The 13324-nt window shown below is 72.4% G+C and carries 13 protein-coding genes; 5 read left to right on the top strand and 8 right to left on the bottom strand.

Annotated features, from left to right (window positions below; translation table 11 throughout):
- Positions 1 to 83 precede the first annotated feature (83 nt).
- Together RBJ77_RS35420 and RBJ77_RS35425 are read left to right on the top strand one after the other, a co-directional pair.
- Positions 84 to 698 (top strand): RNA polymerase sigma factor, encoded by a 615-nt coding sequence (locus tag RBJ77_RS35420; RefSeq protein WP_255972170.1) that lies wholly within the window; start codon positions 84 to 86, stop codon positions 696 to 698.
- Complete coding sequence (locus tag RBJ77_RS35425) at positions 691 to 1710, top strand: CU044_5270 family protein (protein ID WP_372348742.1); 1020 nt, start codon at positions 691 to 693, stop codon at positions 1708 to 1710. The genes RBJ77_RS35420 and RBJ77_RS35425 overlap by 8 nt, the downstream gene beginning before the upstream one ends.
- On the opposite strand, the gene RBJ77_RS35430 is transcribed toward RBJ77_RS35425, so the two are convergent.
- The 6 genes from RBJ77_RS35430 to RBJ77_RS35455 all read right to left on the bottom strand — a co-directional run bounded on the left by RBJ77_RS35430 (position 1707) and on the right by RBJ77_RS35455 (position 6577).
- Positions 1707 to 2477, bottom strand: a complete 771-nt coding sequence (locus RBJ77_RS35430; protein WP_372348743.1) for an endonuclease/exonuclease/phosphatase family protein — start codon at positions 2475 to 2477, stop codon at positions 1707 to 1709. The two genes, RBJ77_RS35425 and RBJ77_RS35430, sit on opposite strands and share 4 nt — an antisense overlap.
- A 68-nt stretch (positions 2478 to 2545) precedes the next feature.
- Complete coding sequence (locus tag RBJ77_RS35435) at positions 2546 to 3499, bottom strand: ROK family glucokinase (RefSeq protein WP_255972164.1); 954 nt, start codon at positions 3497 to 3499, stop codon at positions 2546 to 2548.
- 53 nt (positions 3500 to 3552) lie between these two features.
- Positions 3553 to 4035 carry a DUF5304 domain-containing protein gene (locus RBJ77_RS35440; protein ID WP_372348744.1) on the bottom strand — a complete coding sequence of 161 codons (483 nt, stop codon included), beginning with the start codon at positions 4033 to 4035 and terminating at the stop codon, positions 3553 to 3555.
- Between the two features lie 79 nt (positions 4036 to 4114).
- A complete protein-coding gene (locus RBJ77_RS35445) occupies positions 4115 to 5215 on the bottom strand; it encodes an ArsA family ATPase (protein ID WP_372348745.1) in 1101 nt (366 codons plus the stop codon).
- Positions 5216 to 5297: 82 nt separating this feature from the next.
- The gene (locus RBJ77_RS35450; protein WP_372348746.1) at positions 5298 to 5735 is read right to left on the bottom strand and encodes an SRPBCC family protein; all 438 of its coding nucleotides are present in this window, start codon (positions 5733 to 5735) and stop codon (positions 5298 to 5300) included.
- 80 nt (positions 5736 to 5815) lie between these two features.
- Positions 5816 to 6577 (bottom strand): metallophosphoesterase, encoded by a 762-nt coding sequence (locus tag RBJ77_RS35455; RefSeq protein WP_255972156.1) that lies wholly within the window; start codon positions 6575 to 6577, stop codon positions 5816 to 5818.
- 298 nt (positions 6578 to 6875) lie between these two features.
- Between RBJ77_RS35455 and RBJ77_RS35460 the strand changes: the two genes are divergently transcribed.
- A complete protein-coding gene (locus RBJ77_RS35460; protein WP_372348747.1) occupies positions 6876 to 8672 on the top strand; it encodes a long-chain fatty acid--CoA ligase in 1797 nt (598 codons plus the stop codon).
- Between the two features lie 263 nt (positions 8673 to 8935).
- On the opposite strand, the gene RBJ77_RS35465 is transcribed toward RBJ77_RS35460, so the two are convergent.
- Complete coding sequence (locus tag RBJ77_RS35465) at positions 8936 to 10087, bottom strand: glycosyltransferase family 4 protein (protein ID WP_372348748.1); 1152 nt, start codon at positions 10085 to 10087, stop codon at positions 8936 to 8938.
- Between the two features lie 92 nt (positions 10088 to 10179).
- Here RBJ77_RS35465 and RBJ77_RS35470 point away from each other — a divergent pair, with 92 nt between their 5' ends.
- Positions 10180 to 11424, top strand: coding sequence for a glycosyltransferase 87 family protein (locus tag RBJ77_RS35470; protein WP_372348749.1), 1245 nt, complete (start codon positions 10180 to 10182; stop codon positions 11422 to 11424).
- Here RBJ77_RS35470 and RBJ77_RS35475 read toward each other — a convergent pair.
- Positions 11385 to 12692 (bottom strand): MATE family efflux transporter, encoded by a 1308-nt coding sequence (locus RBJ77_RS35475; protein WP_372348750.1) that lies wholly within the window; start codon positions 12690 to 12692, stop codon positions 11385 to 11387. The genes RBJ77_RS35470 and RBJ77_RS35475 overlap by 40 nt on opposite strands.
- Positions 12693 to 12795: 103 nt before the next feature.
- Between RBJ77_RS35475 and RBJ77_RS35480 the strand changes: the two genes are divergently transcribed.
- Positions 12796 to 13323, top strand: a complete 528-nt coding sequence (locus tag RBJ77_RS35480) for a PadR family transcriptional regulator (protein WP_372348782.1) — start codon at positions 12796 to 12798, stop codon at positions 13321 to 13323.
- The last annotated feature ends 1 nt before the right edge of the window (position 13324 follow it).

The raw sequence follows: 13324 nt of genomic DNA on the forward strand, positions 1-13324 counted from the left end.
GAACTCGTTCGCGGGCTGCGGCGAAGTACCTGTGAACACCAGCCCACGCCCTCGAGGCGTTCACACGGACGAGAGGAGCCCCGATGACCGTCGGCCCCCGGGTACCCGATGAGGACAGCGACGCCCGGTCGATCGCGCGGTCGCGGGACGAGCCCGAACAGTTCGCCGCGCTCTTCGACCGGTACGCCGACGCCGTGCACCACTACGCGGCGCGGCGGCTCGGTCCCGAGGCGGCGGAGGATCTGACGGCGGAGACCTTCACCACCGCCTTCCGGCAGCGCCACCGCTACGACCTGACCAGGCCCGACGCCCGCCCCTGGCTCTTCGGGATCGCCACCAACCTCGTCGGCCGGCACCGCAGGGCGGAGGCGCGCCGCTTCAAGGCGCTGTCCCGCATCCCGGAGCCGGTCGAGCACGAGGAGCCGGTGGCCGATCGCGCGGTGGCCAGGGCCGGGGCGCACGGGCTGCGCCGGGACCTGGCGGCCGCCCTCGCCGGGCTTCCGGCGCGGCAGCGGGACGTGCTGCTCCTGGTGGCCTGGGCCGACCTCGGGTACGAGGAGGCGGCGCAGGCGCTCGGGGTGCCGGTCGGCACCGTCAGATCACGGCTGCACCGGGCTCGCAGCACATTGCGCGAGGCACTGGGTGGTACCGATCCGACCGCTCCGACCGCCCTCCGGGAGGCACACGCCCATGACTGACACCGACCGCGAACTCGACCCCGCCCTGCGGGAGCTGAGCGACTGGGCGGGCGACGCCCCGCCGCTGTCCCCCGCCGCCCGCCACCGGGCCCGCACCCGTCTGCTCTCCGCGATGGAGGGCCGCCGCCCGCTGTGGCGTCGCCCCGGCCTGCGGATCGCGGTGTCGGGCCTGGCCACCGCGGCGGTCGCCGCGACCGTCCTGGTGGCGGTGCGTACCGATGACGGCTCGACCACGGCCCACCCCGGCACGGTGCGTCCGGTGACGGCCCGCACGGTGCTCGCCGGGGCGGCCGCCTACGAGCGCAAGCACCCGCGAACGGTTCCGTCGCCGCCGCGCGACGACCAGTTCATCTACACGAAGGAGATCATCAAGGAGACGAACCGGGCGACGGGCGAGACCAAGTCGTACGTCGACGAGACCTGGCGTTCCGTGGACAACACGCGGCCCTCGTGGGTGATGGAGATCGGCAAGGGCTGGTGGTCCAAGCCGTACAAGAAGCGACCCGGTGACCACGTCGAGTCCGTGTCCGTCTGGCCTCCGCAGGACTGGTCCCGTCTGGAGAAGCTGCCCACCGATCCGGAGCGGCTGATCCTCTCGCTGCTCCACAAGTCCGGCCCGAACGACAGGAACGACTCGATCGACGAGGTCAGGGACGACGAGTGGTGGGATGTCGAGTTCAGCCTCGCCGGGCTCCTCAAGCTCGTCCCGGTGATGCCGGACGGCCTGCGCGCGGCGGCCTACGAGGCGCTCGGCATGGTCCCGGGAGTGAAAGCGGTGCCGAACCAGAAGGACGCCAAGGGCCGCACGGGCGTGGCCATCACGTACGACGACCCGAACCGGCCCGGCAGGGGCGGCTTCGGTACGTACATGATCTTCGACCCGAAGACCTACGAGTTCCTCGGCTTCCGCGACATCCGCACCTCCGGTGACGGCGTGCGGAAGAAGATCTACACCCAGCTCTCCTACCTGGACAGCTGGGCGATCACCGACCGGGCGAAGCAGCGCCCCTAGGCGGCGGGCAGACGGAGGGCGGCCAGGACCGGAAGGTGGTCCGTGGCCGCCCTCAACTCGTCCTCGTCGAGGAAGCCGGGGACCCCGCAGCCGAGCACCTCGATGCCCTCGGTGGCGAGGATCGCGTCGATCCGCTGGTGCGGGTCGGCGGGCGTCGACGTGTACTCACGGCCCCAGGGCGCCACCGCCCAGCAGTCGTTGAGCGCCTTGGCGAGCCGCCGGAAGGTGCGCCCGTCGGGCCGCTCGTTGAGGTCGCCGCCCACGACGGCGAGCGGCACCCCCGAGGCCCGGAAGGCCTCGACCCGGTCGAGGAGCATGCCGCCCTGCGCGTACCGCTCGTCCTTCTGCAGGCTCAGATGACAGCTGACGACGCCCAGTCTGGGGCCCTGTGCGCCGCCGAACCGGACGACGGCGGTGGCGAAGCCGCGCCGGTGCAGTCCGGGGGTGAGCGGCAGCAGGACGTCCTCGGTCCGCTCGACGGTCGCCCGCAGGGAGCACAGCAGCGCGGGTCCGGCCGCGCTGCCGCCGCCGGAGAGGATCACCAGGTCGGCGGCGCGGGCGAGCCGGGCGAGCTGCTTGCGCCAGCGGAAGAACCGGGGCGCCTCCTGGATCAGTACGAGGTCGGGCGCGCAGGCCTTCATCACCCGGGCGAGCGCGACGGGGCTGTCGCGCATCGAGCGGATGTTGTAGCTGAGGACGCGGATGACGGCCGAACCGTCGGATTCGGTACGGGAGTTGGGGAGTTCGGTGAGCGAGCCGGAGTCCATGACGATCAAGATACGCCGGTGCCCGCCGCCCCCGAGGGGAACGACGGGCACCGTCACGCGTCCGGGTCTCACATGACCGGGTCGGGCTCCCGCGCCAGGTCGGCGGCGCCGACCATGCCCGCCTTGTTGCCCAGCTGGGCCGCGATGACGTCGGCGACCGGCCGCCAGTTCCCGCCGACCAGCCAGCGCTTGTACGACTTGCGGATCGGGTCGAGCACCAGCTCGCCCTCGTCCGACAGACCGCCGCCGACGATGAAGGCGGAGGGGTCGAAGAGCGAGGCCAGGTCGGCCAGACCGGCGCCGGCCCAACGGGCCAGCTCACGGTACGAGTCGACGGCCACGGCGTCGCCCTCGCGGGCGGCGCTGGAGATGTGCTTGCCCTCGATGCCGTCCGGGGTGCCGTCGCCGAGCGACAGCAGGTACTCGGCGTTCTCGGGCGTGGCGTTGGCGCGCTGCTTCGCGTACCGCACCAGCGCACGCCCGGAGGCGTACTGCTCCCAGCAGCCCTGCGAGCCGCAGCCGCACAGCAGGCCGTCCGGCACCATGCGGATGTGGCCGAACTCGGCGGCGACGCCGAAGTGACCGCGGCGCAGCTTGTTGCCGATGATGATGCCGCCGCCGAGGCCGGTGCCGAGCGTGATGCAGATGACGTTGCGGTGGCCCTTGCCCGCGCCGAACTTGTACTCGCCCCAGGCCGCCGCGTTCGCGTCGTTCTCGACGACGACCGGCAGACCGACGCGCGCCTCGACCTTCTCCTTCAGCGGCTCCTGGCGCCAGTCGATGTTGGGCGCGAAGTACACGGTGGAGCGCTGGCGGTTGACGTAACCGGCCGCACCGATGCCCACACCGACGATCTCGTGCCCGGCCCTGGCGCCCTCGACGGCGGAAGCGATCGCGTCCACGATGCCTTCGGGCGTGGAAGGCGTCGGCACCTTGAACGTCGAGAGGATGTTGCCTTCCTCGTCGACCACGCCGGCCGCGATCTTCGTGCCGCCGATATCGACGCCGATGGTGAGTCCCATGAATCCCTCAGTTCGGTCGAGCCCCGCTACGGCCCACCGTACCTGAGCGCTCTTCAGTCCAGGTCGATGTGCTCCCCGCCGGGGCCTTCGTCCTTGGGGTTCGTGGAGCCTTCGGCGTCCTTGGCGTCGCCGGTGGCCGTGGGTTCCGTGGAGCGCTGGGTCCAGCGGCGCTCCTGGCCCTCGACGGCCGACCGGTAGGCGGCGAGCAGCTCGGAGCCCGCGGCGGCGAGGTGGTCGAAGACGTCGGAGTTGCGCTCGATGACGGGCTCGACGACGGACCTGGCCTGCCGGACGACCTGCTTGGCGACCTGCTCGGCGGTGCCCTGCGCGACGGCGCCCAGGAACGGGGCCTGGACGGACGAGAGCTTCTCGGTGACGGCGTCGACGAGCCTGCGCAGCTCCTCGGCGGCCGAGCCGGGCGGCGCCCCGTGCTCGGCACGGCGGCGGGCCTGCTCCGCCGCGAGATCCTCGGCGCACGCCTTCTCCCAGGCGTCGGCGTCGACGTGGGGGGCGGGCTGCTCGGTGGCGTCGCTCATGGCGGCTGACTCCTGCGGAGAGCTGAAGAGATGCTGAAGCAGTGACGACTTCGACGTTACCCGAACGGGTGCACCGGCTTCACCGGGTCTGCGGCCACAGATCCGGATCCGGGGCGAACCGGACGCACAGCTCACCGTCGACGAGTCCGGCCCCGGCCACCGTGCAGCGGCGGGGCGCGGAGGGCAGCGGGACGATGCGGCGGAACGGTCCGGCGCCGACGACCAGCTCGTCGCCCCGCCGGATCAGCGTCAGCTCCTCGCGCACGGCGCCGGGCAGCGGTATCCGCCAGACCAGCACGCCGTCGGTCCCGAGCCGGTCCTCCACGGGCCAGGCCGCCGGTCCGGCCACGGTGCCGGGCAGCGGGACGTCGAGGTCGGCGGCGCGGGCGTCCCGGCCGAGGTGGGCGATCTCGTACGCGCCCGGCTCCCATCCGGCGATCACCTTGCGCTGCCGGGCGGCGGCGTCGGCGAGCCACGGGTCGGTGGAGCCGTCGGGCAGGACGCGGTTGGCGAGCACCGCTTCGAGGCGCAGGCCGTGCAGGGCGAGGCCGGTGCGGGTGGTGCGCAGCGTCTCGGCGGCGGCCAGGGTGGGTTCGGCGACGAAGCGTACGAGGGTGCTGTCGGCGTCGATCACGGCCTGGGCGGTGGCGAGTTCGGCGTCCCAGCGGGCCGCGGTCTCGTAGAGCCACTCCGCGGGCATCGGCACCCCGGCGAGGCGGCCGAGGACGGGGCGCAGCGCGCGGGCGGCCTGCCGCTCGGCGGGCAGCAGGCGGCGCAGGTAGCGGCGCAGCTGCTCGGGCAGGGCGAGGACCGAGACGGCTCGCGGGGCGGGCGGCAGGTCGACGACGACCAGGTCGTAGCGGTCGTCGGGGGCGTCCCGCAGGGCCCGCAGCAGCGCGAGTTCCTCGCTGCCGGGCAGCGGGGTGAGTTCGTCGGCGTCGAGCCGGGCGGCGCCCAGCAGGTCGAGCGCGGAACCGGCCCGCTCCTGCAGGGCGACGAGGTCGTCGCGGAAGTCGTCGGCAGGGGCGAGCCGGGTGACGGTGACGCCGGGGAGGTCCTCCACGGCGTCACCGGTGACGAGGCGGGTGCGCAGGCCCTGCCGGGCCGCCTTCAGGGCCATGGCCGAGGCGACGGTCGTTCGGCCGGAGCCGCCGGGGCCGGTGATGAGAAGGGTGCGCATGGAACGTGAGGCTACTGTGCCCGCGCCACGGGGCTCCGGCCCGGACCCCGCTCCGCAGTCGCCGGAGGGGCTTGAAAAACGTCTACTTGCCCGACTCGACGCGCTTCTTCAGGCCGGCCAGCGCCCGGTCGATGATGACCTTCTCCGCCTTGCGCTTGATCATCCCGAGCATGGGGATCTTCACGTCGACGGTGAGGGAGTACGTGACCTCCGTGCCGGCGCCGGCCGGCTTCAGCACGTACGAGCCGTCGAGCGAGCGCAGCATCTGCGACTTCACGAGCGTCCAGGACAACTCGTTCTCGCCCGCCCACGTGTACTGGAGGGTCTGGTCGTCCTTGATCGCGCCGGCGTCCATGACGAGGCGGACCTGCTCGGCGCGGCCGGAGTCGTCGGTCGCGAGCACCTCGGCCTCCTTCACCTCGCCCGTCCAGTCCGGGTAGCGGGCGAAGTCGGCGATCACGCCCATGACATCGGCCGGTGCCGCCTCGATCGTGATGCTCGAGCTGGTGTGTTCCGCCATCGCCGTGGCTCCTCCAGATGCGGTCCGCCGTGCGTACGTGTGTGTCGCGTGAAGGCTATCGCGCATGGGCGTCCCCGCCGTCACCACTCCAGGGCCCAGGGCCTTCCCGCGCTCGCGAAGTGGCCGACGTTGACGCACTCGGTGGCGCCGATCCGCATGCGCCGGGCGAGCGGCTGGTGGACGTGGCCGAAGAGCGAATAGCGGGGCCTGGTGCGGCGGATGACGTCGAGCAGCGCGCGGCTGCCGCGCTCGAAGCGCCGCGCGACGGTGTCGTAGACCAGGTCGGGCACTTCCGGCGGGATGTGGGTGCAGAGCACGTCCACCTCGCCCACGGCCTCGATCTTCGCGGCGTACTCCTCGTCGTCGATCTCGTACGGGGTCCGCATCGGGGTGCGCAGCCCGCCGCCGACGAACCCGAAGACCCAGCCCCCTATCTCCACGCGCTGTCCGTCGAGCACGGTCGTGCCCGGGCTCGCGTACTCGCTCCACAGCTGGGGCATGTCGACGTTGCCGTAGGTGGCGTACGTAGGACTGGGGAACGCGGCGAACAGCTCGGCGTACTGCTTGCGCACCGCTTTCTCGATGGCCGGGCCGCGGTCGACCCCGGCCCAGAGCTGGGCACCGAAGGCGCGGGCCTCCTCGAAGCGGCGGGCGGTGCGGAGCTCCACGAGACGCGAGGCGTTCGCAGAACCGAACAGATCGGGAAAAATGCCGCGCGAGTGATTGGCGTAGTCGAGAAAGAGGACCAGGTCACCGAGGCAGAGCAGGGCGTCGGCGCCGTCTCCGGCTCGTGCGAGGTCGGTGGAGTTTCCGTGCACATCGCTGACTACGTGTACGCGCATGCGATCACCCTAGGACGATGGGTCGAAGGTGGGTAGAGGCCGCCGGACCTGCGGTTACTTCCTAGTCGGGAAGCACGTGGACTACTGTGCGCACAGCACCGCCATGTCGTGTGACGCAGCGAACATCTGGCCTGGACCCCCTACCGAAAGACCAGTACTGGTGGGTAACGTCCGGGCAGTCCAGTCGTGCTCAGTTCAAATACCTGAGTATCTGAGCTCCGAGCACCTGCCCGATCTTGGACCGCACCGACGCAGCACACAGAGTCGTGGCGCCGGCGCCCTATGAGGAGCAGCAGTCTTGCGCGAGTTCAGCCTTCCGGCTTTGTACGAGGTCCCTGCGGACGGCAACCTGACCGACATCGTCCGCAGAAACGCCGCGCAGCATCCGGACGTCGCCGTCATCGGCCGCAAGGTCGACGGCACCTGGCAGGACGTCACGTCCGTCCGGTTCCTGGCCGAGGTGCAGTCCGCGGCGAAGGGTCTGATCGCCTCCGGCGTGCAGCCGGGCGACCGGGTCGGCCTGATGTCGCGCACGCGGTACGAGTGGACGCTGCTCGACTTCGCGATCTGGAGTGCGGGCGCGGTCACCGTCCCGGTCTACGAGACCAGCTCGGCGGAGCAGATCCAGTGGATCCTCGGCGACTCCGGCGCCGTCGCGATCCTCGTCGAGTCGGACGCGCACGCCGCGGCCGTCGCCTCCGTGCGCGACCACCTGCCCGCCCTGAAGCACGTCTGGCAGATCGACGCGGGCGGTGTGGAGGAGCTGAACCGCTCCGGCGCCGAGGTCTCCGACGCGACGGTCGACGAGCGCAGCGCGGCGGCGAAGGCCGACGACCCGGCCACGATCGTCTACACGTCCGGCACGACGGGCCGCCCCAAGGGCTGCGTCCTCACGCACCGCAGCTTCTTCGCGGAGTGCGGCAACGTCGTCGAGCGGCTGAAGCCCCTGTTCCGTACGGGCGAGTGCTCGGTCCTCCTCTTCCTGCCGGTGGCCCACGTCTTCGGCCGCCTGGTCGAGGTGGCCTCCCTGATGGCCCCGATCAAGCTGGGCCACGCCCCGGACATCAAGAACCTCACGGACGAACTGGCCGCGTTCCGGCCCACGTTGATCCTGGGTGTCCCGCGCGTCTTCGAGAAGGTCTACAACTCGGCCCGGGCCAAGGCGCAGGCCGACGGCAAGGGCAAGATCTTCGACAAGGCGGCGGACACGGCGATCGAGTACAGCCGCGCCCTGGACACCCCGAAGGGCCCCTCGCTGGCCCTGAAGCTCAAGTACAAGACGTTCGACAAGCTGGTCTACAGCAAGCTGCGGGCCGTGCTCGGCGGGCGCGGCGAGTACGCGATCTCCGGCGGCGCGCCGCTGGGCGAGCGCCTCGGCCACTTCTTCCGCGGCATCGGCTTCACGGTCCTGGAGGGCTACGGCCTCACCGAGTCCTGCGCGGCCACCGCCTTCAACCCGTGGGACCGCCAGAAGATCGGCACGGTCGGCCAGCCGCTGCCCGGCTCGGTCGTCCGGATCGCCGACGACGGCGAGGTCCTGCTGCACGGCGAGCACCTGTTCACCGGCTACTGGAACAACCAGGGCGCCACGGAGGAGGCCCTGGCCGACGGCTGGTTCCACACGGGTGACATCGGCACGCTCGACGAGGACGGCTACCTGCGGATCACCGGCCGCAAGAAGGAGATCATCGTGACGGCGGGCGGCAAGAACGTCGCCCCGGCCGTCATCGAGGACCGGATCCGTGCGCACGCGCTGGTCGCCGAGTGCATGGTGGTCGGTGACGGCCGCCCGTTCGTCGGCGCCCTGGTCACCATCGACGAGGAGTTCCTCGGCAAGTGGGCCACGGACCACGGCAAGCCGGCCGACGCGACGGTCGCGTCGCTGGCGGGCGACGCGGATCTGCTGGCCGCGATCCAGTCGGCCGTGGACGACGGCAACGCGGCGGTCTCCAAGGCGGAGTCGGTCCGCAAGTTCCGGATCCTGGGCACCCAGTTCACCGAGGACTCGGGTCACCTGACGCCGTCGCTGAAGCTGAAGCGGAACGTGGTGGCGAAGGACTACGCGGACGAGATCGAGGCGATCTACCGCGGGTGACCGGGTGACATCCGCCGCGGCGAGGCACGTCGCGGCGGGCGCCCGCTCACCGTAGGACTTGCTCGTCGCCAGGCGTCCGCGGCTCTCGTCGTGGTTGCTCGCGCAGTTCCCCGCGCCCCTGAAGCAAGCGGCTCCGCCGCAGCCCCAGGGGCGCCCCATGAGATGGCGCACGCAGTGCGCATCTCAGGGGCGCGGGGAACTGCGCGAGAAGCCCCACCGGCCCGCACCCGCGCACAACCCGACACCCGGCAGAAGCGGAAGCGCTAGAGCAGCTCCCGCAACCGCTCCGCCAACAGATCCCACCGCCACCGCTCCTCCACCCACGCGCGGCCACGCTCCCCCATCCGCCGCCGCAACTCCGGATCCAGCAGCAACGCGACGACCCGGTCCGCCGCATCCTCCACGGACCCGCCCCGCACGACCCACCCGGTCTCCCCGTCGAGCACCGCGTCCGGCGCCCCACCGGAATCACCGGCCACGACCGGCAGCCCGGTCGCGGACGCCTCCAGGTAGACGATGCCGAGCCCCTCCACGTCGAGCCCGCCGCGCCGCGTCCGGCACGGCATCGCGAACACGTCCCCCGCCCCGTAGTGCGCGGGCAGCTCCGCCCACGGCACGGCCCCGGTGAAGCGCACGGAGTCCGCGACCCCGGTCTCCACGGCCAGCTTGCGCAGCTCCTTCTCGTACGGCCCGCCGCCCACCACGAGCAGCACCGCGTCCGGCACCGCCGCCAGGATCCGCGGCATCGCCAGGATCAGCGTGTCCTGGCCCTTGCGCGGCACGAGCCGCGAGACGCAGACGACCACCGGCCGCTCCGAGAGCCCGAGCCGCGCCCGGGCCAGGTCGCCGCCCGACCCGGGGTGGAACGTCTTCTCGTCGACCCCCGGCGGGAGTTGGGCCATGCGCTCCGCCGCGGCGGGCGTCAGCGCCGCCGCGATCCGGGAGCGCGTGTACTCGCCCAGGTACGTGATGGTGTCGGTCGACTCGCCGATCCGGCGCAGCAGTTGGCGGGAGGCGGGCAGCTGCGCCCACCCCGCCTCGTGTCCGTGCGTCGTCGCGACGATCCGCCGGGCGCCCGCCTTGCGCAGCGCGCCCCCCATCAGCCCCAGCGGGGCGGCCGCCCCGAACCACACCGACGTACAGCCGTGCTCCTTCAGGAGGCCCACCGCGCGCCGGGTCACGCGCGGTGTCGGCAGCAGCATCGTCGTACGGTCGCGTACGACCGTGAACGGCTGCTCGGCGTCGAAGGCGGCGGTCGCCTCGATGCCCTCCTTGCTCCGCTTCCACGTGGACGCGTAGACGACGAGCCGCTCGGGGTCCAGGCGCAGCGCCATGTTGTGCAGGAACGCCTGGATGCCACCGGGGCGGGGCGGAAAGTCGTTCGTGACGAGCAGGGTCTTCGGTGTCGTGTGCATCGCCGCAGACAGTACCGAACCGACTCCCCGGAACGCGCCACGCCGCTTGGCTCCATGGCCACCGCACAGTACTCCCAGGCATGATGGCTCGAATGAAGACGCGAAATCCCGCAGCGCTCCTGATCACCTGGGCCCTGACCAGGACCCTGCTCCTGCTGTGCGTCTTCCGGGTCGTCGTGGTCCCGGGCCCCGACGTGACCAGCGACGTGTCCGTGATCTACCACGGCTGGTTCGACGTGCTGCGCACCGGAACGTTCCCTCTGGACGACGTGACGTGGCAGTACCCGCCGGCCGCCGCGGTCGCGATCCTCTCCCCCGTGCTGCTGCCGTTCCTGTCGTACGCGCACGCGTTCTTCCTGCTGGCCTTCCTCGCCGACGCCGCCGTCTTCCTGATGCTGCTGTACGTCGCCGACCGGCAGCACAAGTCGCGGCGCGGCGTGTGGGTCTGGGTGGCCGGACTGCCGCTGCTGGGGCAGACGGTGTACGCCCGCTACGACGTGATGGTCACCGCCGTCGCGGTCGCCGCGCTGCTCGCCGCCGCCCGGCATCCGAGGGCGGCGGGCGTGCTGGCCGCGATCGGCGCGATGCTCAAGGTGTGGCCGGCGCTGCTGCTCGTCGGGATGCGGCGGGGCCGGGCCACCCGGGAGTCGTGGGGCGCGGCGGCGCTGACGGCCGGCGGGCTCCTGGTCGCCTTCACGATCGCGATGCCGGGCGCCATGGCCTTCCTGACGTTCCAGAAGGACCGGGGCACGGAGGTCGAGTCCCTTGGGTCGCTGGTCTTCCACGTGGCGCGGCAGTTCGGCTGGTCGGGCACGGTGCAGCTGAACTACGGCTCGGTCGAGTTCCTCGGTCCGTACGTCGACCTGGTCAGCGCCCTCGCGCAGGGGCTCACGGCGCTGGCGTTCGGCTGGCTGGTGCTGTGGCGGCTCAGGGCGCGCGCCTGGGGGGCCGGCACGCCGGCCGACGCGGCGCTGACGGCGGTGCTGCTGTTCACGACGACGAGCCGGGTGATCAGTCCGCAGTACATGCTGTGGCTGGTCGGGCTCGCCGCCGTGTGCCTGCTGTTCCGGGAGAGCCGGATGACGCTGCCGGTGTGGCTGGTGCTCGCGGCGACGTTCGTGACGTTCCTGGAGTTCCCCGTCTGGTTCTCGCACGTCGTCGCCAGCGACTGGCTCGGTGTGACGCTGCTCCTGGTGCGCAACGGCCTGCTGGTCGTGGCGACGCTGAGCGCCTGCCGCCGGCTGTGGCGGGCGACGGTGACCGAGCCGCGGCGCGCGGAGCGCACCCCGGTGCCCCCTCAGGCGGCCCGTGACCAGTCGGTGGGCGCCGCTTCCTGAGCGGCCGCCCGCCGGGCCATGACCAGCAGGCATCCGCACTGCACGGCCATCGCCGCCCCCATCGCCGCGCACACCCCGGCGAGCCCCCAGAGCCCGGACAGCCAAGCGGCGCACGGGAGTTGGAGGAGCGTCCCGAGCAGTGTCACCCGCAGCACCTTCGGCGCTCCCCCGCTGCCCTCGAAGACGCCGCCCAGCGCGATGAACCCGGCCAGGAGCACCAGGTAGGGGCCGACGCAGCGCAGGAACAGGGCGCCCTCCACGGTCACCTCGTGCGGCGCCCCGAACGCCCGCATCAGCCACGGCGCGAGCGCCAGGAACAGCAGGGCGGCCACCAGTCCCACGGCCCCCGACACCACGACCGCCTGCCGGCCGACGGCGCCGCGCTCGTCGTGGCCCGCGCCCCGCCGGTGGGCGGTGTGGATGGAGGCGGCCTGGCGCACCGCGTAGAACGCCATCGTCGCGACGTAGAGGATCTTGTACGCGACGGCGTACGCGGCGACGGCCGTCACCCCGAGCCTGGCCACCACCGCGACGAGCACCAGCGCACCCGTCTGCCGCACCGTGAAGTCGGCGGCCATGGGCAGCCCGGTGCGCGCCACGGCCCAGGGGCTCCCCACCCCGGCCGCGCCGTGCAGCAGCGGGTCGCGCCGCAGCACCCGGAGCCCCGCCGCGAGCGCGACGAGCCGGGCCGCCACGGTCGAGACGGCCGCGCCCACCACCCCGTACCCCTGGATGAGCAGCGGGTCCAGGACGAGGATCAGGCCGTTCGTGAGGAGGGCGAGCCGCATCGGGGTGCGGGTGTCGCCCGCGCCCTTGAGGATGCCGTCGACGAGCTGCTGCGCGTAGAAGACGGCCATGCCCGGCAGGGAGACGCCGAAGTACGCGACGGCGAGCCGCACCGCGCCGCCGCCGTCCCCGAGCGCGAGCCGTGCGACGTCCTCGCGCAGCAGCCAGCCGCCGCCCGCGACGACGGGCACGAGCAGGGCGCACAGCCCCACGCCGCCGCGCACCGCGGCCCGCAGCGCGCCGGGGTCCTGCGCGCCCCTGGCGTGCGCGACCAGGACCGTCGTGCCGGAGCCGAAGACCAGGGCGACGCCGAGCAGCACGTTCTCGACGTTCGTCGCGACGGCGACCGCGGCGACGGCCTCCCCGCCGAGCCGGGCCACCCAGAGGGTGTTGATGATCCCTGCCGCCACGTTGGCGAGCAGCGAGAAGTACACGGGCCGCGCGAGCTCGACGAGTGTCCTGCGGTGTTCGACGGCCTCCACGGCCACCATCCCTTCCCCTGCCGGTACCTCGATTCGAGGTACCGGATACCTCGAAAAGAGGTAGCATGCCGTGACCGGCCACCGCAACCACTCCGGAGCGCCCATGCTGGAGCTGCCGATCCTCGGCTTTCTCTACGAACAGCCGCTGCACGGCTACGAGTTGAAGGAGCGCATCAAGTCCCTGAGCGGACACGTCCGCCCGGTCAGCGACGGCGCGCTCTATCCGGCGATCACCCGGCTCGTGAAGGCGGGCCGGCTCGACGAGCACACGGCCCCCGGCTCGGGCGCCGCCCCCCGCCGCGTCCTGACCCTCACGGACGCGGGCCGCACCGCCCTGCTCGACCACCTCCGCACGCCGAAGGACATCGAGATCACGGACCAGGTGCGCTTCAACACGCTGCTCGCGTTCCTGCGCCACCTCACCGACCCGGCCGAGCAGGCCGCGGTGCTCCGCCGCCGCCTCGACTTCCTGGAGACCCCGGCGAGCTTCTTCTACGACGAGGAGGGCAGGCCGGTGCGCGCGGAGGAGCCCGACGACCTGTTCCGGCAGGGGATGCTGCGGGTGGCGCGGGCGACGGGGAAGGCGGAGCGGGCGTGGCTGCGGGAGGCCATCACGCAGTTGGGGGCGTGAG

This window comes from Streptomyces sp. KL116D (assembly GCF_030766975.1).
GTDB lineage: Bacteria > Actinomycetota > Actinomycetes > Streptomycetales > Streptomycetaceae > Streptomyces > Streptomyces longispororuber_A.

What these genes read in the sequence shown, in the direction of transcription:
- RBJ77_RS35425 (WP_372348742.1), top strand. Translation starts at nt 691, where the DNA reads ATGACTGACACCGACCGCGAACTCGACCCCGCCCTGCGGGAGCTGAGC.
- RBJ77_RS35430 (WP_372348743.1), bottom strand. Translation starts at nt 2,477, where the DNA reads ATGGACTCCGGCTCGCTCACCGAACTCCCCAACTCCCGTACCGAATCC.
- RBJ77_RS35455 (WP_255972156.1), bottom strand. Translation starts at nt 6,577, where the DNA reads ATGCGCGTACACGTAGTCAGCGATGTGCACGGAAACTCCACCGACCTC.
- RBJ77_RS35450 (WP_372348746.1), bottom strand. Translation starts at nt 5,735, where the DNA reads ATGGCGGAACACACCAGCTCGAGCATCACGATCGAGGCGGCACCGGCC.
- RBJ77_RS35480 (WP_372348782.1), top strand. Translation starts at nt 12,796, where the DNA reads ATGCTGGAGCTGCCGATCCTCGGCTTTCTCTACGAACAGCCGCTGCAC.
- RBJ77_RS35435 (WP_255972164.1), bottom strand. Translation starts at nt 3,499, where the DNA reads ATGGGACTCACCATCGGCGTCGATATCGGCGGCACGAAGATCGCGGCC.
- RBJ77_RS35470 (WP_372348749.1), top strand. Translation starts at nt 10,180, where the DNA reads ATGAAGACGCGAAATCCCGCAGCGCTCCTGATCACCTGGGCCCTGACC.
- RBJ77_RS35420 (WP_255972170.1), top strand. Translation starts at nt 84, where the DNA reads ATGACCGTCGGCCCCCGGGTACCCGATGAGGACAGCGACGCCCGGTCG.
- RBJ77_RS35440 (WP_372348744.1), bottom strand. Translation starts at nt 4,035, where the DNA reads ATGAGCGACGCCACCGAGCAGCCCGCCCCCCACGTCGACGCCGACGCC.
- RBJ77_RS35445 (WP_372348745.1), bottom strand. Translation starts at nt 5,215, where the DNA reads ATGCGCACCCTTCTCATCACCGGCCCCGGCGGCTCCGGCCGAACGACC.
- RBJ77_RS35465 (WP_372348748.1), bottom strand. Translation starts at nt 10,087, where the DNA reads ATGCACACGACACCGAAGACCCTGCTCGTCACGAACGACTTTCCGCCC.